14 protein-coding genes are annotated in these 25,983 nt (G+C 45.5%); 3 read left to right on the forward strand and 11 right to left on the reverse strand.

From position 1 onward, the window contains the following. Window positions 1–9: 9 nt before the first annotated feature. Window positions 10–1,515, reverse strand: coding sequence for a sulfatase-like hydrolase/transferase (locus tag G636_RS0104820; RefSeq protein WP_026507113.1), 1,506 nt, complete (start codon window positions 1,513–1,515; stop codon window positions 10–12). Between the two features lie 128 nt (window positions 1,516–1,643). Here G636_RS0104820 and G636_RS0104825 point away from each other — a divergent pair, with 128 nt between their 5' ends. Both G636_RS0104825 and G636_RS0104830 read left to right on the forward strand, forming a co-directional pair. Further along, entirely contained in the window at window positions 1,644–2,480 is an 837-nt protein-coding gene (locus G636_RS0104825) for a helix-turn-helix transcriptional regulator (RefSeq protein WP_026507114.1), read from the forward strand. Window positions 2,481–2,506: 26 nt separating this feature from the next. Continuing rightward, window positions 2,507–3,646 carry an anaerobic sulfatase maturase gene (locus tag G636_RS0104830; protein WP_026507115.1) on the forward strand — a complete coding sequence of 380 codons (1,140 nt, stop codon included), beginning with the start codon at window positions 2,507–2,509 and terminating at the stop codon, window positions 3,644–3,646. 25 nt (window positions 3,647–3,671) lie between these two features. On the opposite strand, the gene G636_RS0104835 is transcribed toward G636_RS0104830, so the two are convergent. Further along, the gene (locus G636_RS0104835; protein WP_026507116.1) at window positions 3,672–5,228 is read right to left on the reverse strand and encodes a carboxylesterase/lipase family protein; all 1,557 of its coding nucleotides are present in this window, start codon (window positions 5,226–5,228) and stop codon (window positions 3,672–3,674) included. A gap of 182 nt (window positions 5,229–5,410) precedes the next feature. Between G636_RS0104835 and G636_RS0104840 the strand changes: the two genes are divergently transcribed. Next, window positions 5,411–6,244: a DNA-3-methyladenine glycosylase family protein gene (locus G636_RS0104840; protein WP_026507117.1), complete on the forward strand. Its 834-nt coding sequence runs from the start codon at window positions 5,411–5,413 to the stop codon at window positions 6,242–6,244. A gap of 40 nt (window positions 6,245–6,284) precedes the next feature. Here G636_RS0104840 and G636_RS0104845 read toward each other — a convergent pair whose 3' ends face one another. The 9 genes from G636_RS0104845 to G636_RS17340 all read right to left on the reverse strand — a co-directional run bounded on the left by G636_RS0104845 (window position 6,285) and on the right by G636_RS17340 (window position 25,820). Then, a complete protein-coding gene (locus G636_RS0104845; RefSeq protein WP_026507118.1) occupies window positions 6,285–8,177 on the reverse strand; it encodes a substrate-binding domain-containing protein in 1,893 nt (630 codons plus the stop codon). A gap of 3 nt (window positions 8,178–8,180) precedes the next feature. After that, complete coding sequence (locus G636_RS0104850) at window positions 8,181–9,953, reverse strand: sensor histidine kinase (protein ID WP_035778820.1); 1,773 nt, start codon at window positions 9,951–9,953, stop codon at window positions 8,181–8,183. A gap of 80 nt (window positions 9,954–10,033) precedes the next feature. After that, window positions 10,034–11,044, reverse strand: a complete 1,011-nt coding sequence (gene yjfF / locus G636_RS0104855; RefSeq protein ID WP_026507120.1) for a galactofuranose ABC transporter, permease protein YjfF — start codon at window positions 11,042–11,044, stop codon at window positions 10,034–10,036. Further along, a complete protein-coding gene (locus tag G636_RS0104860) occupies window positions 11,041–12,078 on the reverse strand; it encodes an ABC transporter permease (protein WP_026507121.1) in 1,038 nt (345 codons plus the stop codon). Before G636_RS0104860 ends, yjfF begins: the two co-directional genes overlap by 4 nt. After that, window positions 12,078–13,577 carry a sugar ABC transporter ATP-binding protein gene (locus G636_RS0104865; RefSeq protein WP_035778823.1) on the reverse strand — a complete coding sequence of 500 codons (1,500 nt, stop codon included), beginning with the start codon at window positions 13,575–13,577 and terminating at the stop codon, window positions 12,078–12,080. The genes G636_RS0104860 and G636_RS0104865 overlap by 1 nt, the downstream gene beginning before the upstream one ends. Before the next feature lie 147 nt (window positions 13,578–13,724). Further along, the gene (locus tag G636_RS0104870; protein ID WP_026507123.1) at window positions 13,725–14,762 is read right to left on the reverse strand and encodes an ABC transporter substrate-binding protein; all 1,038 of its coding nucleotides are present in this window, start codon (window positions 14,760–14,762) and stop codon (window positions 13,725–13,727) included. Window positions 14,763–15,269: 507 nt separating this feature from the next. Next, window positions 15,270–16,487: a response regulator gene (locus tag G636_RS0104875; protein ID WP_026507124.1), complete on the reverse strand. Its 1,218-nt coding sequence runs from the start codon at window positions 16,485–16,487 to the stop codon at window positions 15,270–15,272. 552 nt (window positions 16,488–17,039) lie between these two features. Beyond that, window positions 17,040–20,894, reverse strand: coding sequence for an FIVAR domain-containing protein (locus G636_RS20465; RefSeq protein ID WP_035778824.1), 3,855 nt, complete (start codon window positions 20,892–20,894; stop codon window positions 17,040–17,042). Between the two features lie 129 nt (window positions 20,895–21,023). Further along, complete coding sequence (locus G636_RS17340) at window positions 21,024–25,820, reverse strand: CBM35 domain-containing protein (protein WP_051226531.1); 4,797 nt, start codon at window positions 25,818–25,820, stop codon at window positions 21,024–21,026. Between the last annotated feature and the right edge of the window lie 163 nt (window positions 25,821–25,983).

Here is a 25,983-nt window from a genome sequence, read left to right on the forward strand (position 1 = left end):
TTGATCCCCCTAGTTTTTCTCATCCTTTGTTGTCTTTTTTCTAACAGCCTCCGTCATTTCAAGACCTGTATCATAGTCCAGCTGCCTGGGCTCATATTCCTCATTAAGCCTTTGCCTGGTATAACCATCATTGGCCCAAAGAGGATTTTTATCTTTTCTCCATGTCCTGCAACTCCACTGATAACCTCTGTAGAGATCCCTGGTATCGTTCATGTGCTCCAGCAGAGCATCATGGAGCTTGTCCCTCTCCCTCGCATAGCTCTCATCATTTATGAGATTATTTACTTCATAAGGATCCTTCTCCATGTCATAGAATTCATCAGTATCCAGAAGATGTATGACCAGTTTGAACCTCTTTGATATGGCAGCCCTCATCATCTGCAGACCGCCAAAGCCGTCATGATCCACTTCATATCTGGTAAACTCGGTAAAGACCACATCGTTGATCTCTTTATCAGTGTCATAGATCTGGGATAGGATGCTCCTCCCCTCCAGGCACTCAGGAACAGCGACTCCCATATATTCCAGGATAGTAGGTGCCAGGTCTATGTGAGATGATACTGCCTCCACCACCTTTCCCTTTTCTCCGCCCTTTATGATAAGGGGCACATTGGCGATCTCCTTATATGCAGCAGCGTTCTTCATCTGAAGCTTGTGGTTACCCAGCATATCTCCGTGATCTGAAGTGTAGATCACCATGGCATCAGGAAGCTCTTCCCGGACTTTATCCAGGACCCTTCCTATCTCATGATCTACAAAGCTGTTGCAGCCAAGAAAGAGCGATAGCTGCCTGGAAGGTTTATTGATCTCATCTGCGCTGCTCTTTATAGCATCTCCTGCCCACAGCCTCTGCATCAGGGGCTTATTCGTGAGATCATCCTCATAATTGGGATTGTCATCAAATCTAAAGCCCTGATACATGCTGTTATAAGGAGGAGGGCAGAGGCACGGGCCGTGAGGCTCGTCATAAGAGACAACCAGTAGAAAATCCTCATCCTTGTATTTATCTATAAAATCCACTGCCCTGTTGGAACATCTGTGAGCATATGTAAAATCTGCCGTCATGTCCTCATCAAATGCTGTATCCGATGACCTGGAACGTACCCTGTCCTTTGCCGGAAGCTCATCCAGGTACCTTCTCATGTCATACCAGTACTCTTCATCCCAGCCCTCAGGGCATCTTCCGTTCCCAAAATAATCACTTCCATCCAAGTGCCATTTACCTATATAACCACAGTGAATGCCATTATCACTGAGGCGCTGTCCTATTGTCTTGACATTGTCACCCATAGCAATGCAATTGGTGACCATTCCATTAGTGTGTGGGAAAGTACCTGTAAAGATTGCAGATCTTGATGGACCGCATACAGGCTGAGCAGTATATGCATTTTCAAATCTGATGCCTTCTGCGGCAAGCCTGTCCAGATTAGGCGTATGCATTTTTTTGTTTCCATAACAGCCCAGCATATCTTTTCTGGTAGTGTCAGTCATCACAAAAACAATTTGCTTTTTCACGTCAAAATCCTCTGTTTATGCTGTTGTCACTCATCTCTATATGATATACAATAATCTCTGACAGACTTATATACAATTGATTATTCCGACATTAATATGGACATTTCTGCTGTGAACGGAGAGAGTATATGATCGACATTTCAGGACACCTTAGAGATTACAGACTAGAGATAGGTTTTGAGAATCACACTGTTCCCTTGGAAGTCAACTGCTGTGGCCAGCAAAAATTTCTAACAAAGGATTTCACCAAAGTGAGGCTAAGTGGCAGGCTTGACTATCAGATCATCTATGTTGCCCACGGAAGCGGCATCTTTACAGCCGGCGGAATACAGCAAAGGGTGCCTGCAGGCAATATCGTACTCTATCGCCCCCACGATCCTCAGATATATTCCTATTCATATAAGGACAAGACCTGTGCCTATTGGATCCACTTTACAGGTAATGATATAGAAGGACTGCTGGATCGTTTTAATATCCATTCAGGCTATATAGGAGACAGCATCCAGATCAAGAACACCTTCCAGGAAGCCATACTGGAGCTCCAGCTCAGGAAGACCGGCTACAAAGAGATCGCCAATGCCTGTTTTCTAAAGCTCCTGGCCCTGATCCAGCGCTTTTCGCAAACAGAGAGCTCGGATCTAAAGAGCGACTTCAATCTTGAAAGGCTTATCATCCGCCTGAACCAGAGTTATAATCAGCCCTGGACAGTACCTGACATGGCCAGGTTCTGCAATGTCAGCGAAGGATACTTTTCCCACAGCTTTAAAGAAAAGACAGGGCAGGCTCCCATCAAATACCTTATCAATCTTCGCATGGAGAAAGCCAAATTCCTATTATCCGAAAGTGACATGTCCATCTCTACCATAGCTTCTTCCATCGGCTATGCAGATGAACTCTACTTTAGCAGACTGTTCAAGAATACCACCGGCGAATCACCCAGTTCCTATAGAAGGAATCTGACCTAATATTACAGATAATTATTGAGGATATCATGAAAGCTATTAATCTTTTGGTAAAACCCGCATCAGGCAATTGCAATATGAATTGTGATTATTGTTTCTATTGTGACGAAGCAAATAAAAGGACTAATTATTCCTATGGGATGATGGACATATCCACCTTAAGGAATGTGATCCGAAGGACCCTGCTTCATGCAGAAGGCGCATACTCCATAGCTTTTCAGGGAGGAGAGCCAACGCTCTCAGGAATAGGATTTTTTGAAGAAGTTATCAGACTGATAAAACAGTACAACAAGAACAACTGCGCTATACATATCGCCATGCAGACCAACGGTTCCCTGATAGATGACAAATGGTGCCGTTTTATCAAAGATAACAATATACTCATGGGGCTGTCCGTTGATGGCACAAGGGATATCAACGACCGCTACAGGCATATCAGTTCTTCAAATCAATCTGCCTATGACAGGGTCCTTGCAGCCTCTTCTCTGTTTGATAAATACGGTGTTGATTACAATATCCTGACGGTGGTCCACAGATATACAGCTCTTAATATCAGGGAGATATACAAGCAGTACAGAAATAGAAACTGGCATTATCTCCAGTTCATAAACTGCCTGGATCCCCTGGGCGAAATAAGAGGTCAAAAGGAATACTCGCTGACCCCCGATGTCTACGGCAAATTTCTCCTTGATCTATTTGACCTGTGGTATGAGGATAATAGAAATAATACAGCTCCTTATATCAGACAATTTGAAAACTATATAGGGATCCTCCTTGGATATATTCCTGAATCCTGCGAACAAAGAGGCACTTGCAGCAGTAATTATGTCATCGAAGCAGACGGTTCTGTCTTTCCCTGTGATTTCTATGCCATAGACGAATACAAGCTTGGCAATCTATGCACAGACCGCCTCGCAGATATAGATGAGAGGCGGTCTAAGCTTAGGTTTATAGAACGTTCCAAATATCTGCCCTCCAAATGCCGGGAATGCAAATGGCTGCGCCTGTGCAAAGGAGGCTGCTATAGAAGCAGATTTTCAGATAGCTTTGCCGCAGATAGTGGAAATATCCACGGCCTCAACTATTATTGCGACTCATATCAGTACTTTTTCGAAAATGCTATTGATAGATTAGAAGAAATCGCCAATAAGCTAGTTAACAGAAAATGATCCTACCAGACTAATACTCCACTTATCAATGCTGGATCTCTCCGATCTCCATATGAAGGTCGTGCTCACTGGCCATTGGTATCAGCTCTTTGTCAAAGTCAGGACGCAGCTGCCATCCATCAGCGTTTATGACCATGATATTGTCTGTATCCATGGTGCAGGCAGGCCAGTTACCCGTCTTGTTAGTCTCAGGAGACCCTGTCCTTGCAAATGCCATTACTGCGCCGAATATACTATCTTCAAGCTCCTGCCTCACATCCTCGTCCCAGGTATAAGGACAGAGACATGTATTAGCAAATACATAGGGTATATCCGCGCAGTGCCAGGGAGTCCTTCCTCCGTCTACAGGCATGTCCACATTGAACATATAGCTATAGGTCCCTCCGGGGCAGATAGCTGCTCTGTCCAGGATATATTTCTGCTCACCTTTTCTAAATATTGTATCCAAAGTGTACAGGTCTACAGGATTTCTCTCGGGATAAGCCTTCTCAAATTCTTCAAGGAGTTTTTCCAGAATTTCCATAGGTTCCTTCTTTCTCCTAAAGATCTCTCTTAGAAATGCTCTGCCCTCCTCCGCTGACATATTTCTCTTATCATAGGGCATATGTGCAAAGGAATAGAATTCTCCAAATACGCTTCCCACCATGAGCGGTACAGAAGCAGACTCTGATCTAAAGCCGTAAATAACAGGATCTCCCCTGTAGAAGGAGTTGACATGAGGATTCTGCCCAATGCTTTTCCCTGCCTTCATGAAAGCTCCGCTAAGCTTATTGTAGGAAGAGATAAGAGCATGAAGCTCCACTGTTTCCAGTTCCTTTATATCAGAAAGGCCCAGGTCCTTCATAATAGCCTCTGCAAGTCCTTTCTCGGTGTCAGTGCAATCACAAAGAGTACCTGTGATGACACCGCTCATATTGATACCTCTGGAAAAAAGGCCGTCTGCTTCATGCATCTGAAGAAGGCAGGTGATCTTGGCACCTCCTCCTGACTGTCCAAACAAGGTCACATTATCCGGGTCCCCACCAAAGTATCCGATATTATCCCTGATCCATTTAAGAGCACAGATAATATCATCCATTCCTGCATTACCTGAGTTTTCATATTCAGGTCCAAAATCTGACAGATCAAAAAAGCCCAATATATTCAGCCTGTGGTTAAGAGATACCACTACCACATCTCCCCTCTGGGACATATTGCCTCCCTCATAGGCCAGCTGCTCAATAGATGATCCTGCAAAAAAGCCGCCGCCGTGAAGCCATACCATTACAGGCCTCTTCTTATCATCAGCATCAGGGGTCCAGATATTCAGATTCAGGCAGTCTTCATCCTGGGGCCAATAACGGTGGGGTACCAGCACTTCTCCCCCTGGCCTGTCATTGGTAAGTAGGGGTGCCACATATCCGTAATTACTGGCATCAAATTCCTCTTCATATACATATGGCTGGGGCCTGTGAAACCTCTGTGCCCTGGCATAGGTGATACCCTTGAATACAAGGCTGCCGGCTTCCCTGTAGCCCCTTATTTTTCCCGCTTTGCAGCTTACCAGATTAGCCTTATTATCATATTCAAATGTTCTCTTCACAGATTCTCCTCCATTTTTTCCGGGATTTTTGTTTAATTAGATAATGATATTTTTTCATGCAAACATTAAAATGATTAATCGAAAGGGCCACCAAGGCCTATAATCCATTATACAACCAGGCATCCTCTATGATAAGCACCGCATCCATATAGAATGCTATATATGACAACAAGGGAAACAATATGATAACAATAGATAATGTCAGAGAACTGGATCTTGAACAGATTGCCGACAGCGGTCAGTGCTTCAGGTGGCAGCGCATAGATGAAAACTGCTACCGCATCATTGCCAAAGGGAAGGTCCTGCTGGCTTTTAAGCACAGGGGCTCAAATTCTCTTAGGCTGGACTGCAGTGCTGATGAATACGAGAAGATATGGAGAGGATATCTTGATATGGATACTGATTATGGCAGTATCATATCCTCTATCCCTGCAGGGGATCTTTATCTAAAGAATGCAGCAGCAGCCTTTAAGGGCATCAGGATCCTTCGCCAGGATCCCTGGGAGACCCTGATCACTTTCATCATATCCCAGAGAAAGAATATTCCTGCCATCAAGGCTTCTGTAGAAAAGCTCTGCAGCATAGCAGGCCCTGTCATAGGATATTCCCAGGACGAGGACTTCCACGCCTTTCCCACACCCAAGGCTCTGGCAGCCCTGTCCGAAGAAGACCTGAAGGCCTGCAGCCTGGGCTACAGAACTCCTTACATCCAGAGAGCTGCCAGAGCCGTACTTGACGGAACTTTTGATCCTTACATGGCTTTTTCGCTGCCTGATGAAGAGCTCTTTGACAAGCTCTGCTCACTCCACGGCGTGGGCAAGAAGGTAGCAAACTGCACCATGCTCTTTGCTTACCACCGTATGGACAGCTTTCCCATAGATGTGTGGATGGAGAGGATCAGGGACAGACATTATCCTGAGGGCTTTAACACAGATAGCTACAGACCATGGGGTGGCGTCATGCAGCAGTATATGTTTGCCTACGAGAGGCTCATAGGTCAGGATAAAGAATTTTAATGTTACTATGAGCAGTCGTAAGACTGTGAATAGTAACATTTTAATATATTCTCTTACTGATATAATCCTCTGCTATCAGCTGGTCATATACCTTTTCTTCGGTTATGATCCTGAAAGGCATCTGCTTGTGGCAATGAAGATCTCTGATGGCTTTCATCAGCTGATCTCCGATAACGGGATTACATTCTACAGCACAGCTAAGCTCTCCCTTGACCATAGCCTCAAAGGCATCCTTGGTAGCATCTACAGATACTATCTTTACATCCTCATCAGGCTTTATCCCATGCGCTTTCAGTTCTTCGATCGCGCCCAGGGCCATATCATCATTTTGAGCAAATATGATATCTATATCCCATTCATTTTTTTCTAAGTATTCTCTTACAACCCTGCGTCCACCTTCAAAAGTAAAATCTCCATGAGATGAATAAGCAATGTAATAAGAAGGATTATCTGCCAGAATTTCTCTAAATCCCTTGCCTCTTTCTTCTGTAGGGGATGCACCTTCATTACCCATGATCTCCATGATAGCTTTCTTGCCATCATCAGTCTTAACATTGTCCCTGATCCAGCGCATGGCTCTTCGGCCCTCTTCCATAAAGTCCGCACCCAGGTAAGTTGTAGTCAGATTCTCCTCTCTGTCCTCTACGCTTACATTTCTATCAGACATGATCACAGGTATGCCTGCTGCCTTGGCCTCTCTTAGCACTTCATCCCAGCCTGTCTCTACAACAGGAGACACTACTATCACATCCACGCCCTCTTCTATAAAGCCCCTGATAGCTTCAAACTGTCTCTCCTGGGACTGATCTGCGATCTCCATATGGAGATCTATATTGAATACCTTGGCAGCCTCTTCTATGGATCTGGTATTTGCCAGTCGCCAGTTACTCTCCTGTCCTACTTGAGAATAGCCTACCTTGATCGTTTCTCCGTCATCCGCTACTGCTGCATTCATCAAACTTAGATTCTCATCAATATTTTCCGCTGTTATGAGATAGCTGCGCAGGATCACCTGCTTGGGCACACCGCTTTCCTTATGCAATATGGACAGGGCATAATCTATAGCCTCCTTACCTCCTATGGGGCAGGATACTGTAGCCTTGAGCCTTCCCTTGGATACCAGGTCTATTCCTTCATCTGCGCCCTTAAAGCCGTCACAATCTACGATCATGACTTTGTCTTCAAGCCCCAGATCCCTGACCGCATCGCACACTCCAAGAGCCATATTGTCACTGTAAGCAAAAATCACATCGCTTTTTTCTATTATGCTCTTGGCCGCTATGATCATATCATAAGATGCATCCTTGGACTCAGCACCCAGGTAGAGCTTCTTGACATTGATATCAGGATAGTCACGGATGGCATCCCTAAAACCCAAGAGTCTCTCAGAGCCCTGGATCGAAGTAGGGCTGCCGGAGAGTTCTACAACATTCCCCCCTTTATCTCCAAGTAGCCCTGCAATATAGCTTCCGGCCTGCTGCCCGATCACTTCGTTATCGGGACCTATATAAAGGGTATAATCAAAGCCCTCTACCGCTCTGTCCATTACTATGACCGGTATACCGCTGTCATAGACCTCTTTGATCTTGTCTCCCATTTCCACCTCATCACAGGGAGATATGATGAGGAGATCTATGCCATAGCCTATAAGATTATCTATATCCTGCAACTGCTTATCTACGCTGCCCGTGGCATCTGTGGTTATGACCTGTATATCAGGGCTCTTCTCAGTCTCAGCCCTTAACTCATTTATCAGGGCTATCCTCCACTCTTCGCGCATGTTAGCCTGGGAGACTCCTATGATAGAAGCTACGCCCTCCCTGGAGCCTCCATCCTTGGAAGGACTTACATGACAGCCATAAATGGCGATAGTCATAGCCATTATCACAAGGAGCAATATCAATTTAGTATAATTCTTTTTGCCCTTTTCCATAGATCAGCCATTCTCTCCTTCGAAGGGTATGATGATCGAGATCTTGGTTCCCATATCCTGGGCACTTTCCACATCTACCCTGTAATTATCCTTATACCTGAGCTGGAGCCTTTCTCTTACATAGTAAAGGCCAAAACTCTGATTGTCGTCCACATAGGGAGATTCAGTTCCTGCGCCGGTCCTAAGGAGCGCCCTTAGAGAATCCCTGGTCTGCTCGTCCATGCCCTTGCCGTCATCTTCTACCGACATGCGTATATTGTCATCCACACGATGCACAGATACCTTGATATGCCCGGTTCCTCTCTTTAGCTTGATGCCATGGTAGATAGCATTTTCCAGCATAGGCTGGAGTATGAGCTTGGGAACATAGGTCTGCATACATTCTTCATCTGCATCTATTTCAAAAACGAGTTTATCCTCATATCTTGTTTTCTGAACATACAGATAACTGGATATATAATTGATCTCTTCCTTGATGGTAATATAATCTCTTCCATGACTAAGGCTGATCCTGAATACACTGGTCAGCGCATCTACCAGGTGCACAATATCCTTGGCGCCATGTTCTCTGGCCATCCAGTTGATCGTATCCAGTGTGTTATAGAGAAAATGGGGCTTGAACTGCTCCTGTACGATCTTGAGTTCTGCCTTTCTCTTTTGGTCTTCTTCCTGCCTTACTCTGTCGAGGAGCTCTCTGATCCTGCCTATCATATGGTTAAAGGAAAGGCCCAGATCATTGATCTCATCATTGCCCACGCTTTCATACTGAAGATTAAGATTGCCCTCTTCAGTCTGCTTCATAAGATCTCTAAGTCTCTTGATAGGTCTTGTGATCGTATCCGATACCCACAAAGACAGATACTGCACAAGTATAAGGGTTGCAAGCAGCATAGCGCTGTACAGAGTGATCATCCTGTTGATATCTCCCATCAGTTCATCATAGGAGATCACACTGACAGTCTTCCAACCCGTCTTATCCGAAGTCTTGAACCTGACCAGATAGCGTCTGGGGCCTATGGATACGCTCAAAGTCTCATTCTCATCCTTTAGCCAGTCAGGGCGTATTCTGTATACCACATCATTGATAGGTGTGTATACCATGTGATCCTCTTCATCCAGGACGAATACAAAGCCGTCATTGCCCACCTGAGAATCCATGATAGCCGAAGAGATGATGCTATGGCCGATATCCATCAGCAACACGCCCTCTACTTCATTTGTACCCTCTTTGTATACAGCTTTGACCATTGAGAATACATCATCTACTGAATAGCCCACATCTGTGGTGATATTCCTGCCTGTAACCGTAGATATCATCTTGATGGAAGAGGGATCCTCCAAAGCTGCCCTGTACCAGGTCTCCTTTTGAAACGAATCTCTTGATACCCTGGTCATGCCTGTGCTGATATACCTGTCTCCCGAATATGCATAGAGGATACCTGCTATCTCATCGTACCTTCCCATGATATTCTGCATGGTCCTGCTCACATCCATGATCTCTACAGGTCCGCCATTATCCAATCCTCTGCAGCTTATCTCATCTGACAGCGTCATGACAAGCTTATCCAGATCTTCTATGTAGGTATCCAGAGTCTGGCTGACCTGTGTTACCGTCTGAGAGGTACGTTGAGTCACATTCTTCCTGGCCTCCCTCACGGAAAAGATGATACCCACTATTCCCACAAGCACAAAGGGGATGAGTGCTATGAATACCTGAGACAGAATCAGCTTGGTCCTGATCCTTGTTATTTTGAATCCTGTCTTAGAAATATTCATTACACTCATCCCCGATATTATATTGTTTGCTGCCCCTATAAGATACAGGGGCAGCATTACTCTTTAGTCTGACCTGATGATCAGGCAGCTGCTGCAGCCTTACCCTTTAGGGCCTCTGCTCTTACTGCGATGATCCTCTGTACTACGATAAAGAAGCAAAGGAGTCCTGCAATAGTAACCTTTGTCCACCAGGTGTTAAGGTTTTCATAAGTAACAATGGTCTGGATGATACCCTGGATCATTGCACCCACAGCAGTACCAAATACAGATCCCACACCACCTGTGAGAAGTGTGCCGCCAATTACAGCTGAGGAGATCGCATCCAGCTCCATACCCATATTCTGCAGACCGTAACCTGCCAGTGTATAGAAACTAAATACCACACCTGCAAGAGCGGCGCAGAAACTGCTTATAATATACGCTCCAATCTTGGTCCTTGCAACATTAAGACCCATAAGCTCAGCAGACTGCTCGCTGCCGCCTATAGCATATACTGCTCTTCCAAAGGCTGTCTTTTTAAGGACAAAGAGAGCAACTGCAAGTACCAGTGCGAATATCAATACATAATAGTATATCCTACCGTTAAGCGCTTTGGAATCCCCAAGCCTTATCTGGATCCTTCCCATAGCCATAAACTTAAAGAAGGGATCTGTGATCGGTATTGAAGCTTCACTGATGACCACGCACAAGCCTCTCATCAGGAACTGTCCCGCAAGGGTCACGATGAAGGGCTGAAGCTTGAAATAATGGATCAGGCTTCCCTGCACAGCACCTACCACTATACCGATGATCAGTGCAACAGGAATTACCACATATGAAGGCACGCCATGCTGCAGGCAGTATGCCATAAATACTCCGGTAAAAGCTATGGTTGATGATATTGAGATATCAATGCCGCCGGTGATAAGTACAAATGTGATACCGATACCTGCGATCATCAGGTATGCATTGTCATTAAAAAGATTAAGGAATGTGGATAATGACAGGAAATGCTCATACCTGACAGATCCGAATATAAACATGACCAGGAATAATGCAATGGTCATTGTAAGAGATACATTCTTGATACGGAGTTTTTTTAAGTCTTTCATACCGCAGCTGCCTCCTTTCTCTTACCAGCCAGCATCTTGCCCAAAGAGAGCTTGAATTTGCTGGACTGGGACAGGCAGATCACGATGATGAGCACTGCCTTTAATACTCTGATATATGCTGCAGGAACACCCAGAGCCAGTACTGTTGTAGTGATACTCTGCACTATAAGTGCTCCGATCACGCTGGAGAAGATAGAGAATCTGCCGCCCATAAGATTGGTACCGCCAATGGCAACTGCCAGGATGGCATCCAGCTCTATATTCAGACCTGCATTGTTGCAGTCAGCTCCTTTGATACCTGCACTTTCAATGAGACCGGCAACAGAAGCAAAGGCTCCGGAAATCGTGTAGATCGCCAAAAGATAGATATCTACCTTGATACCTGCAAACTTGGAAGCCAGAGGATTACATCCAATGGATTCAAGGAAAAGACCAAAGGCTGTCTTGGTAACAAATATAAGGAGCAGTCCTACCAGGAAGATCACGATATAAAGAGGAAAAGGAAGTCCCAGTATATATCCGCCGTTGATGAAATAATACGCATCAGAGGTGATAGTGATGATCTTACCATTGGTGATCAGCTGTGCGATACCTCTTCCTGCAACAAGTAGTATCATTGTAGCAACTATAGGCTGGATCTTGATCTTGGATACCAGAAAGCCGTTCCAGAGGCCGCAAAGTATACCGGCGCATACAGCCAGGATGATAGCCATTGCAACGCTTCCATTCAGTCCCGGAAGGAGATTACCCTTGATCACGCTGCAGGCGATGGCTCCGCTTATAGCCATAACTGAACCTACAGAGATATCTGTTCCACCTGTTGCCAGTACCATTGTCATACCTGCTGCCAGGATCATGAGCTTACCGCCGTTTCTGAAGATATCAATGATCCTTCCGTAGAAGTGTCCGTCTACTATAGTGATCTTTAGAAATTCTCCTCCTGTCATTATTGTATTAAAGAGGATAATGGCCAGGAATATCATGACCGGCCAGAAGGCCTGATTTTGTGATAATTTGGATAATTTGCTTTTCATCAGTCATTTCCTCCCGCCATTATGTGCATTACCGCAGCTTCATTTACATCTTCGCCTGTCACTTCACCGGCTTTTTCCATATCCTTCAGTACCACGATCCTTCTGCAGCATCTGAGTTCTTCATCAAGCTCAGATGAGATAAAGAGCACCGCCATACCTTCTGCTGCCAGGTCTATTACTATCTTCTGTATCTCAGCCTTGGTACCGATATCAATACCTCTTGTAGGCTCATCCAGCATAAGAAGCTCCGGTTCTGTTGCAAGCCACCTTGCCAGGATCACCTTCTGCTGATTACCACCTGACAGATTCTTGATCAGCTGATCTGCATCAGGAGTCTTGATCTCCAGCTTCTTTATATACTCATCTGCGATCTTCTGTGCTTCCTTCTTGCTGATTTTCTTGAAGAGCCCCTTCTTGGCCTGCAGGGCCAGTGCAATATTATCTCTGATAGAAAGATCTCCTATGATACCTTCCGTCTTTCTATTCTCAGGACAAAAAGCCAGGTCCTTCCTAATTGCATCAAGAGGGTGAGACAGATGTACTTTTTCTCCGTTTATCTCCAGCTCTCCTCCTGTTACCTGATCTATTCCAAAGAGTACTCTAGCTGTTTCCGATCTTCCGGATCCAAGGAGTCCGGACAGACCCAGTACCTCACCTTTTGCGATTGACAGATCCATATTATTGATGCTGCCCTGGTGGGTTACATTTTTCATGGAAACAAAAACATCCCCTGTTTTAGTCTTTTCCTTATCACTTTGGCCCTTCTGCAGTGTCTGGTTCAGTACTGCATAGTCCTTGCCTATCATCTTGGATACCAGTTCAACCCTGGGAAGATCGCTGGTCTTGTAGGTACCAACATAATGTCCGTTCCTAAGGACTGTTATCCTGTCTGTTACTTCATATACCTGATCCAAAAAGTGAGTTACAAATATGATTCCCATTCCTTCGGATCTGAGTCTCTTCATGATATCGAAGAGCTTGTCTACTTCAACCTTAGACAGCGAGCTTGTAGGCTCGTCCAATATCAGGACTTTTGCCTGAATATCACTGGCTCTTGCTATAGCTACCATCTGCTGTACAGCCACGGAATAATTATCCAGGCTCTTATTTACATCCAGTTTCAGATCAAATTTCTCAAGAAGCTCCTGCGCATTCTTTGCCATAGCATTCCAGTCAATTGCTCCCATTTTGGTCCTGGGGGCCCTACCAATGTAGATATTCTCTGCAACAGACAGATTGGGGCACAGATTTACTTCCTGATAAACAGTAGATATGCCAACCTGCTGAGCTTCGTTTGTGGATTTGGGATATATCTTTTTGCCTTCCAGTTCTACTTCTCCCTTGTCCCTTTCCTCAACGCCTGTCAGTACTTTTATCAGGGTAGATTTGCCCGCACCGTTCTCTCCCAGAAGTGCATGGATCTCTCCTGCCTCCAGCTCAAACTGAACATCATCAAGGGCCACTACTGCTTTACCGAAGGACTTGGAGATGCCTTTCATTGTTAAGAGTTTGGTTTGACTACTCACCCTTTCGCCTCCTTTAAAAAATCCGCTCCATTGAATCAACGGAGCGGATTATTTTAGTTAATAATCAGTAATATTTGATGCAAGAATTGCTCCATTATTCTATCTATCACAATCCTTTTATCAATATGCTCTATCGTCAATAACGTCTGCAGCAATATCTGATGTGAATACTCCGTCAACTGACTTAACCCACTTTTCAACGCTCTCTCCAGCCTTAAGCTTTGCAGCTGTCTCGAAGAAGAGGGGTCCAAGAAGAGGATTACACTCTACTGTGCAGTTAGCTTCGCCGGCTACCATAGCCTCGAAGATACCCTTTACGCCGTCAACAGATACTGTCTTGATGTCTTCGCCGGGCTTAAGGCCTGCTTCCTTGATAGCTTCGATAGCACCAAGTGCCATATCATCATTGTGTGCATATACGCCTACGATATCAGGATTGGACTTAAGGAATGACTCCATAACTTCCTTACCCTGTGCTCTTGTGAAATCACCTGTCTGAGAAGCTACGATCTCGATATCAGGATAGTTAGCTGCGATCTCTTCGTCAAAGCCTGTCTTTCTGTCTGTAGCTGCAGAAGCACCAACAGTTCCCTCAAGCTCTACGATCTTACCCTTGCCGCCGATAAGCTCTGCCATGTTCTGTGCTGCCAGCTTACCTTCCTCGATGAAGTCTGAACCGATGAATGTAGCATAGAGGCTCTCGTCAACATCTGCTGTTCTGTCCAGGAGAATGATCGGGATGCCTGCATCCTGAGCTTCAGCAAATACCTGATCCCAACCTGTCTCAACAACAGGTGCAAGACCGATAACATCTACATCCTGCTCGATGAAGCTCTTGATAGCCTTGATCTGGTTTTCCTGCTTCTGCTGAGCATCAGCAAATTTCAGTTCAACAGTATCAGCATGCTCTTCAGCATATGTCTGGATAGACATTGTCTCAGCATCTCTCCAGCCGGACTCCTGTCCTATCTGAGCAAAACCAACTACCAGCTTGCCGTCTGAAGCAGAATCATCTGCAGTATCATCTGCAGCATCGCCAGCGGGAGTAGCTTCGTTCTCAACAGTAGCTTCCTCTTTTGCAGCTGTGCTGCCGCAGCCTGCAAGTGATGCAGCAACCATAGATGCGCACAGAATAGCGCTCAATAACTTTCTTTTCATGTTACCCTCCTTATTCACCCTTGGCCCCTGGGGCCTTTTGTTTGTTTACAATAGTGATTTTAGGGCAGATAAAGATAAATGTATTTAGAATGGTTTATCGAGATTTTACATTTTTTTAACCAGGGAATTTTATGAGGAAGGTGTCAAAAGTTCCTTTTGACACCTTATGACTAACGGATTGTTCCGTTTCTTCGAAACTCTCACAATCCTAAAACATTCGCAAATCCGCACTACGTGCTACTTTGCTCATGTTTTGCGGGTCATAAATTCATATTCGATTTCGAGCAAGCTCGAATCGAAATGACTTTTGACCCTTACGTCATTTTATAAAAATGATTAATAAAGTGAAGGATTTGATGCAATAATACTAGCGGATCACGATTTTTCACGTAAAAAAAGCCTCTCGGGATATTATCTCCCGAAAGGCTCCTATAAGTATATTTATATAGTATTTTTAATGATATAGCTATGAACTGCTTTTTGTACCTGATCCTTTCGGACAAGAATCTAGTTCTTATCCTTGATAGACTGTCTGTAATCAATAGGGCTGATGCCCAGCTTCTTTTTAAATACAAGACTGAAGTACTGCTGAGAAGTATATCCCACTCTTTCTGCCACTTCATATATCTTGATAGAATCGTCATGAAGAAGTATGGTTGCCTTTCTCATCCTGAGACTGGTGAGATAATCCACAAAAGTGCAACCGGCTTCCTTTCTGAACATACGGCTAAGATACGGAACTGACAAGCCGATCTCATCTGCCGCCTCCTGAAGGGAAAAATCCTCTCTGGAATAGCTTCTTTCTATAAGATCTATAACCGCTTCCATTACATTGGACATTCCTATGCTGCCTGATGCGTCCGACAGAGCCTCCTGATAAGATGCAGCTATATTTTCTACTCCGCTTCCCGTAACCGCTGAGACCGCGGATTTTACAGGAATTATACCCGGCAGATAGTTATTGTATTCACTGATCTTCTCTTCCAATACAGCGCTCTCCTGCGCAGGAATGATGAGCACCAGATTGCCCGACTCATCTCTGCACCTGCTCTCAAGAGCAAGAGACGCAAACATTTCCAGAGCTATATTCTCTGATACAAAGTAGAGAAGGTCTTCATTCCACTCGCTGCTCACCTCTTCAGAGGGTCTGGGATCGGTACGTACCAGCAGGAGATTATAAGGATCGGGGATGCTGATGCCCAGGTACTCACATTCCTGTCTGATCTCATCCCCCGAAAGCCTGCCGTCGAGTATCTTCTTAAAAAGGTCAGTCAAGAGAAGCTCTCTGCTTTCATGCATCTTCTCCCTTGCCCATTCCAGATATTTCTTCTCCAGTTCTTCTCCGCTCCTCTGGCTCAGCGCTGCCCTGATCCTTCCAATGAGTTCGTCAAACACTTCTTCCTGAAGAGGCTTTAGCACATAATCAAACACCCCAAGACTCACTGCTTTTCTTGCATAATCAAAGAGATCATAGCCTGTAATGATCACCACCAGGGCTTCAGGATAGAGCTTTTTCAGCTCTCTTATAAAGTCCAGGCCGTTCAAAAAGGGCATATTTATATCCACAAAAAAGACATCTACCGCTGTAGACTTTGCTTTTTCAAGCGCGATCTCGCCGTCCTCAGCTTCAGCCACCAGTTCAAAATCATCATACTCTCTGAGAAAACTTATGATCCCCCTTCTGATCATGGGCTCGTCATCAGCTACAAGTGCCCTGTACTTCATGATACCCTTCCCCCCGATAAGATTGATTGAATAAGAATAATGCTATTACATCATACCTTCATTAAAGACTGACCGCAAGATAGCACAAACGTATCATGATATAAAAAAAGCCCCGTCGGGCTTTTTCTTTGTGTGAGTTATTGGATATTTTCTGATGAGTCTCTTCACTGTGAGTACAGTGCATGTGCCACAGGGAATGGCCATTTCTGAGCAGAGATTAAGGGTGTGGTAAATAAGAAATAAATATAAAGGACCACAAAAACGATCAATAATGGTGTAAATCACAAATACACGTTCTACCTCCCTGTAAAAAGGACCTCCTGTCCCCGCTGCATCCTGCATGCTACGTGTATCTTTCGACTTCCCTGTCGACATGAACAGATTATCATATCCCTCATATGCCATGACCTAAACTGCTCGAAATGCATTTTTTACTACATCGAAATTTCGATATTATCATTATCAAAAAAGCGCCACAAGGATTTCTTCCCCATGGCGCCTTCTTTTCATATGTTCATAATCTGTGTATCGCCGCTAAATCATCTCCTGCCATTAACGGAAAAGCTTAAAGATTGACTTAACGATCCGAGTCACTACTTTAACTACTACCTTAACAACCGCCTTTACGATCTTACGGATAGGATTTGAAGGCTTCTGAGGCTGCTCAGGCTCTGTAGGTTCGGGATCTGTGGGCTCAGGGTCTGTAGGTTCAGGATCTGTAGGATCAGTGGGCTCAGGATCTGTAGGATCGGTGGGCTCAGGATCTACAGGCTCTTCAATAGGCTCTGTAGGCTCGGGATCTGTAGGATCTGTAGGCCCAGGTTCTACAGGCTCTGAAGGATCAGGACCAACAGGCTCTTCTTCTACAGGCTTCTCATCGCCAAGCTCGATCACAAGGGTCTTTGTGCCCTGAGGAACCATAACTGTACCTGCAGCTCTGTCGATACCATCTACCAGTCTTACGCCATCAGCTAACACCTCTGCAATGTTATCCTTGATAGCGATAAGCTCAGCGCTGTAAGGTACATCAAGCACATCACCTGTAAAGCTGATAGTGATCTTATCCTCTCCGCCTTCCAGACGATAACCTGTCTTCTTGCCGCCGCATACGGATACGTCTTTGATCTCAGTTACCTTGCCCTGTGTTGTCCACTCAGCAGGGATACCACGTCCGATGATGATCTTGTCTCCGCTCTTTTCTGCGATAAGTGAGTCAAAGAGCACCTTGGTAGCTGTGGACTGTCCCCACATATGCTGACAGGATCCACCGCCACCTGCTGCATGATCTCTATCCCAGGGAGAAGCAGAATTTGGATAGTTAACGCCTTCCCACCATCCAAAAGGTCCGCTCATGGACTTATCGATCATAAACTCATATGCCTTGATACCGGCATCTCTGTAGGCTTCTCCTCTAAGTGCAGATGAGCCATAACCTGCATTGTATGCAGATGAATAATATCCGTGAGGATATCCGCCAAAGTTGTAGATAGAATCACTTACAGTGGATCTTCTGTCAAAACCATGAGCATATGTATCATCTATAAGAGCGATCATATCAGAGCCTTCCTGATCTGCACCATAGAGATATCCATCCCATGCCCAACGTCCAAAGAGGAACATTGAAGCCCAGTTACCGTCTCTTACGTCTCCTCTTGCACTGTTCTCAGTAGGAAGATTCATATCAATTGAAAGATAAGGATAGTCATACTTTTCCCTCATTGCTTTCTGAGTCTTCTCTACGCTTGCAAGAAGGTCAGCATAAAGCTCATCTGCCCACTTGCTCTCTGCCATATACTTCTCATCAGCAGTTGCCTCGTAGAGCTTGTCGCAAAGATAACCATATGTAGTAAGTCCTGTTAACGCACTCCAGTTATCAATGAGCCAATAGCCATGAGAGTCAATGGCATCTGTCTTTTTGATGATACCGCCTGCAGACATATCTCTGTCAGATTCCACCATGTGAGTATTGGCTTTGATAGTCTCATATTCCTGGATTATAAAATCAAGGTCACCGGTCTTGTCCAGATAAAGAGCAAAAGGCCAGCTGTATTTCCACTTGGCATCATCATACTGAAGCTTTGCAGGAAGAGTTCCCAGATACTCCTTGGCATATGTGAAATCACCAATTGTAAGGAGAGCTGCTACAATACCGATAGTATCATGGTCAAACATGATATCATATCCGTTCTCGCCTACGTGAAGCTCCTTGGTAACTGTACCATCAGCATTCTTTACATCATCCCTTATGAGAAGTGTATAGATAAAGCCTGCCTTGTATGCATTGATAAGCTCCTTGTTTGGAAGCTCTGTGATCTCTGCGAGAGGCTCAAGTCTGTTATTCCAGTAGTCTCTCATGAGATCATAGTTTTCATCAAGACTTCCAAAAGTAAGAAGAGTCTCATCTTCAGGATAATCATAATCGCCGTCAAATCTGTCAGCGTAGATCGCATAATCTCTTACTACAGTCTCTCCTGCCTCTGCATATACAGCATTTTCAGCTGCATCATTGATGGGAGTAAGAGTAGAAGATACAACAGGAAGTGCCTTCTTCTCGTCTGTAGTATTGGTGACAGTCATCCTGGAGTAAGCAACTTCATAGTCATTGCCATCAAGCTCATGCTTTACAGCAAAGTTCTCAACCTTAACATCAAGGCCGTCCTTTGAATACTCACTTACAAATGCAGGCAGATATCCTTCTGCATTGTACCAGCTGATCTTGCCGGGGATATCTCGTACGCCAAAGGATACCATCAGGTCGCCTCTGTCCCTTAAGCGATAGCTTCCGTCGATATATGCGATGGGAGCATTAAGGTCACCCTCCCAACCAAAGCTTGCTACCAGGCCGGATGCAGTATCATAAGTGAATTTACCGTCAAGCTTTGCAGCAAGACAGGCATCTATCGCGCTCCTAAGAGCATCTTTTGCAGCATTTATCTCTTCTGTAGTAGCTTCTGCATCAGCATATACTGCTTCAGCATTTGCAATAGCCTCTTTGAGAGCAGATACTTCTTCAGCTCTGTAGCCTGAGAAGTCAATCCTCTTTGCATTCTTTATAACATTTGCAAGAAATGTACGTGCACAGTCTTCCATATTTGTATCGCTAAGGGCGATACCGCATACTGTTACATTACCGTCATTAAGATTGCTGTGTGCTGTGAGCTTTACCAGAGCTTCAATATCTGCTCCTGCCGGTACAGCTACAGAGAATTTCTTCTGCACTGCAGCTCCGACTGCGCTGTAATTCTCAGTGTACTTGACTGCGCCATTTGCCTTGATAGTAACGCTTGCAGCGCCTTCCCATACACCTGCTACAAAGCTCAGCAGCTGAGCGCTGTCAGCAGCTTTCACATGAAGCTTGTAACCCACTTCGCCATCTTCAGGGATCTGAGGAGTCTGGAATTTTCTTCCAAAGAAGACCTTGCCCCTTGTAGTACCCTTATTCTCAGCCTTGACGCTGCCGTCTGTCCAGGACAGGCTCATCTTGCTGTCATAGAAGGTACCATAATTGCTATCCTTCAGATAACTGATCTCCAGGCCGCTTCCGCCCTGTTTTCTGTCATCCTGCTCGCCGTCCTTGAACATCCAGTCTTTTGTTCCTTCGGCTGTCAGATCCATAACAGATCCTGATGTTACTACTCCGCTGTCTACCATGATCTCAATATCATTCTCCACAGGCTCCTGGGGATCTTCGATCTCTCCGGGCTCCTCAGGGCTTGTCTCCTCCCCTGCCTTCTTAAGAGCTACGCCTCCAAGAGTCACATTGCCCCATTCGTTAGTAGTACCTGTAAGTCTTACTGTAGCATTTACGGCATCTCCTGCAGCGATCTCCACTGTATAGATTGTGATCACTGCGCCGTGGCTGCTCAGACTATTAGTATACACTTCACTGTCATCTGCTGTGATCTCGATGTCACAGGATGCCTCCCAAAGACCTGCTGCAAAAGACAGAACTCTGTCTTCATCAGCTGCATCCACGCTAAGGCTGTAGCCTACGCCATCCTCCAGAACACCCTGATCCGGATTCTGGTTGCCATATACTGCTGCTTTGGTCACATATTCGGCACTCTCTATAGCAGAGCCGTCGCTCCAGCTGTATGACAGTGCACTGTCACCTGCTTCATTGATCTTGTGTACTCCGGGAAGAGCCTCATACATGATCACCGGCTCTTCGATATTTTTTCTGGCGGATATGCCGCCGCCTGCCAGATGCAGCCAGTCGATGCTGCCTTCTGCTGTCAGGTTCATGTTGTCCCCCGGCGAAGCAACAGTTGTTGTTACTGTTGTAGCTTCAAGAGGCTCGGCTGCCATGGCAGCCACGTTGCCGGATCCAAGAAGACCAGCTATCATTCCTGCACTAAGGACATAGCTTAATCCTTTGGACCATGGGCGTCCTTCTTTTTTACCCATTTTACCCTCCTGTTTTTTTAGTACAACTCCCATAATAGTTGTATTTTTGGTATAAAAATGCGCCTGCCATAATAGCAGGCGCATAATTATCACCGCATGATAAAGCTTACGGCTTAACCGCTGCCACTATTACCAGAAAAGATGGAAAATGCTTCTGATAATTCTGGATACTGTCTTAACTACCTGTTTTACGATCTTCTTAACGATCACTACAACAGGGCTGACAGGCTTAACGGGTTCTTCCGGCTCTTCGGGTTCTTCCGGCTCTTCGGGTTCTTCCGGATCCTCTGTGCCGGGCTCTTCGGGATCTGTAGGCTCTTCTGTTCCGGGCTCCTCGGGATCTTCGGGATCCTCTGTTCCGGGTTCCTCGGGATCTGTAGGCTCTTCTGTGCCGGGTTCTTCAGGATCTGTAGGCTCTTCAGGGTCAATAGGCTCCTGAGGATCTTCAGGTTCTGTAGGCTCAGTCTCCTCAGCAAGGAAGAGATCGATATAGTCGAAGTTTACATCGCCTGCATGTCCTGTGATTGAAGAACTGTTAATGAAGGATATTGTACTGGTTCCCTTCTTTAGCTCAAGCTCGATAGATGCATTGTCCCAAGCTTCCCATGAACCTGTCTTAGGGAATACCATTCCTTCGATATATTTACCATTAACGAATACTGCAGCTACCTTCTCTTCTACATCATCGCCATGTCCGTTTGCATAACGTACATCAAACTTGTATGTTCCGTCTTCAGGAACTGTTACTGTAAGTCCGATACAAGCGCTTCCGTTGAACATTCCGCCTACGAAACCGTCTCCTGAATATCCGATATGATCGGTATCCATTCTTGCGCCGCTGGACAGGACTGCTTCTTCTGCTTCGTATCTCTTTACGTTCTCTTCAATTGATGTATAAGGTGATTCCTCACCGGATACTGTTGTAGGATATCTGTTAACATCCATGTAGTCATAGTTAACATCACCCTTAAGTCCATCAGCCTCTTCCAGTCTGTTCATGAAGGAGATCTTATTTACACCTTCTGTGAGCTCTGCCTGGAATGTAACTGTTCCCCATGTATCCCAGTTACCTGTTGAAGGAAGGTGTACAGGGCTTATAGCCTCGCCGTTGACCTTGGTCACAGCTGCCTTCTCTTCGCCGCTGCCGTTGCAGTATGCCAGTGTTACATCATATATACCTGCCATATCAGACCAGATAGCAAATGTGATAGTAGCATCGCCCTTCCACATTCCGCCTACAAAGCTCTCGCCTGAATAGCCCTCGTGATCTGTTGCTGTCTCAGCACCGTTATCCAGTGTTGCCCTCTCAGCCTCATATCTTCTGACTGTCTGATCATTTACATAATCATAAGGATCATAGGGTTCAGGGATCCTGGGATCTGCAAGCTCATACTGGCTTCCATACTCAGCATAATCATCAGCTGACTGAGGATTCTCAATATCCCTTACTTCCTGAGGCTCCATGTAAAGGCCGCCGTCTACGCTAAAGAGCTGACTGTCTTTGCCTTCATCTGCTGCTACGCAGATCTTTGCACCGGCAGTTGTAGAATCACCGATAACTGTCATTACCATCTTCTGACCATTTGCAGAAGCATCTCTGTTGATCAGCTTGTAATATCTGCCGGACTTCTCCAGCTTCCACTGCTGAGCCAGATCATCAATGTTCTCATCAGCTGTTACCAGTGTTCTATATGTTGTTCCATCTACAACTTCATCTCTAAGAGAGATTCTCTTGCTGCCATATGTTCCCTTGAAGGACCAGTAGCCGTTGCCCAAATCTACCAGCTTCCACTTCTGGTTATTGTTTCCAAGGTAGCTCCACAGGTGTACTTCCTTACCTGCTTCAGGTGAATAGCCATCGATATCCAGAGACATCTGGCTGTTCTTATCCTTTACCACATATACTTCACCGGAGATGAGCGGTGCTACCTCAACTGTTCCTGCACCGCCTGCGAACTTGTCGATGATCAGCTCATCTACATTCAGACGACCTGTATCGCCTTCATCCACACGAACTTCTACGGTGTTCTTGCCGCCCCTCAGATAAAGCTCAGTAGTGATCTCATTCCATGAATCCCATGAAGATGTTGCAGGAAGTGACAGCTGCTTTACCTTCTGATCATTTACATAAAGTGAGATTGTCTTATCAGCATCAGCTACACCTGAATATCTAAGTGTTGCTGTATGTGTACCTGTTACTGCTATGCTTGTGTTGAACTTCAGGAAGTTGCCCTGAGACTCAAATCCGCCTACAAAGCCTGTTCCATCATAGTAAAGGTGGTCAGAGCCTGCCTTTACGCCCTTCATTGTGCCGTTCTCTGCCTGATATGCCCAGGGAAGTCTTCTAAGGATATGAAGTCCTGTCATATCTGCGCTCTCGCCATCAGCCTTTACAAGATCAATCACATTGGAACCTCTGGAGAGTCTTACTGTCGCAGTAAGCTTACCTGCAGTAGTCCTTAGTTCAGGCCTGGATACTTCCGCGCCATTTACAGTAACCTTAAGACCATTTCCGGCTTCACCCTTAAGGTCAAATGTCACATCATAGATTGCTTCAGCAGGAGCATTTACTTCAAAGCCCTTAAGACCTGCAGCAGCTACTGTCATCTCTTCCTCTGCTTCTTTAACAGGGATCTCTTCTTCCTCTTCAGTAGCTTCCTCTTCAGCAGCTTCTTCTTCAGTAGCTTCCTCTTCAGCATCCTCTTCTGCTATAGCTTCAGGAACCTCGGATTCTTCAGCTTCTGCTTCCGGAGCTTCTTCATCATTTTCTTCCTCGGCCTCTGCATCCTCTTCTTCGCCATCTTCCTGGCTTGCTACAAGGAGCTTTACGCCGTCAGCTTCTGCAGCCTCTACAGTCTCATCTGCTTCTTCTGCATCCTCAACTACTGCAGCATCTTCAACTGCTGTATCCTCAGTTTCTTCCTCAATGGAATTGTCAGATACTGTTTCTTTAGTTTCTTCTGCTTCCTCGACTGCTGCCAGCTTGGAACGTGTGTCCTTAATAACGGCAGGTGCTGCATGCCTTGCCGAAGCTGTTGCTGTCTCGGTTACAGTGATGAAATCATATCTAACGTCTGCCTTGTTGGCTCCGTTTTCTTTTACATTTCTGTATGTGATGATATTCTTGCCGGCATTCAGATAGAGGTTGTCGATCCTGCTGCCGTATACATCCCATCCACCAGTGGGGAAGAGTGCACCCTTCTTGATCTCTTCGCCGTTTACATAGATAGTAGCGTGCTTCTCGCCATCTGCATAAGAGAAGCCATCAGCATAGCTCAGCTCTACTGCATAGCTGCCTGCTACAGGAGCATCTACTGTGAAGCTGATAGCTGCATCATCACCGAACATGTTGCCTACGTAGCTATCGCCCTCATGCTCGAAGCCTGCGCCATTCTCAAACTCAGCGTCCTCTGCTTCATAGCGGACAGTCTTTGTTACTGTCATAGAGTCAAGAGCCAGTGTGCTGCTACCGTTTACAGATACTCTTACGGTGTTGCTGCCCTTCTTCAGCTCTACTCCGTATGCCTTCTCAACATCAAAGTCCACTTCATAATTGCCATTAGGTGCAAATACTACGTCTCCTGAGCTCTCGCCGTTAACTGTAAGCGCTGCTTCTACCGTATCGCCGATGTTGTTGTATCTAAAGCCCAGAGCATATACTCCGTCTTCGTCCGCATCTACATCAAATTCGATATAGCCTTCGCCGTCCTGATCAAACTTCATATCGCCTGAACCGGAAGCCTTGGCTGTGTTATTGTACATCTTCTTGGATACTCCGCCGTAGTTTGCATCTTCAGCTTCGTATACATCAGTCTTGATCTCGCCTGAAGGCAGATCCAGTACTGTATCTGGATTGGAAGGAATACCAAGATTGATCTGTCCGTTATCTGTCCAGTTTACGATCTGAGCACTTACTCGTCTGTCAGAGCCTGTCTGTCCGCCGATAGGACCACGGTGATAGATGAGCCAGTCCTCTGTTCCGTCGGGAGACTTTACAAAGAGTGGTGATCCGGGACCAAATACAGAGTTCTCATCAGATCTTGACATGATAGGGGTTGTGGACTTCTTCCAGTTGTCCTCATTCATCACGTCTGTATCCAGATCACATACTGACAGTCCTACGCCGTAATTATCATTTGTAAAGGAGCTTACGGAATATGCAAAATAAGCCTTACCGTCATGCTCTAGAAGTGCGCAGCCCTCATCAATGTTGCCGCCGTGCTTTTCCCAGTCGTATGTAGGTCTTGCGACTGTACACTCAGGACCTGTCAATGTCCAGGGATTCTCCATCTTAACAATGGTAGGACACTCATTGAACTTGGTATTGCCGGGCTCACTTACTGAGTACTCATACTTGGTGTATGTAAAGTATCTCTCGCCTCCGATGCTGATAACACCGCATGCAAGTCCGTAGCTCTCTGTGTTCATCAGACCTGCCTTCTCAGATGCATTGCCTTCGAAGTCATCAACATTTGTATTGCTGCCTTTTTCGATCCATTCGCCGGTGAAAGGATCTGCGGACGTGTTCTCAAGAACGTAGCTGGAAGGGTGTCCATAACCAAAGTCGTTCTCGGTACTTGATGAATAATAGATGTACCAGGCACCGTCTAATCTGTATATATAGGGTCCCCATACGAAATAATTCTTATTGCCGTCCTTATTGCCTGTCCTGGGATTCTTCCATACAAGATGGCTTTCAGCTGTTGAAAGCCCCAGAAGTGTCTCGCTTCTCTTGATGTAGATATTGTTGTCCACACCAAATCCGGAGTAAAAGTATCCATCCTCGCCCCTCACGATGGTAGGATCCGCTCCGTTCATAAGCGGGTTAGTGTACTGACCGGTTACCGCAGCCTGTGCAGGTGCAGCAGGTATGCCGGTAAGCGCCAGCGTCAGTGCCAGTGCAAGACTGATGATCCTGCTTTTCATTTTGCTATCCCTCCCCTACAGAGTTTGAAAATAATATTAGCTACTGTTTAGGTATACCGCACTGGAGCAAAATGATTAATAAAGGCTTTTGACTTTTGCTTGGAATAAATTTACTTGTCTTGATAAAAATTTTCATCAAGAAAAACAACGACATTTAGTTATA

It is taken from the genome of Butyrivibrio sp. MC2013 (assembly GCF_000424585.1).
GTDB lineage: Bacteria > Bacillota > Clostridia > Lachnospirales > Lachnospiraceae > Butyrivibrio.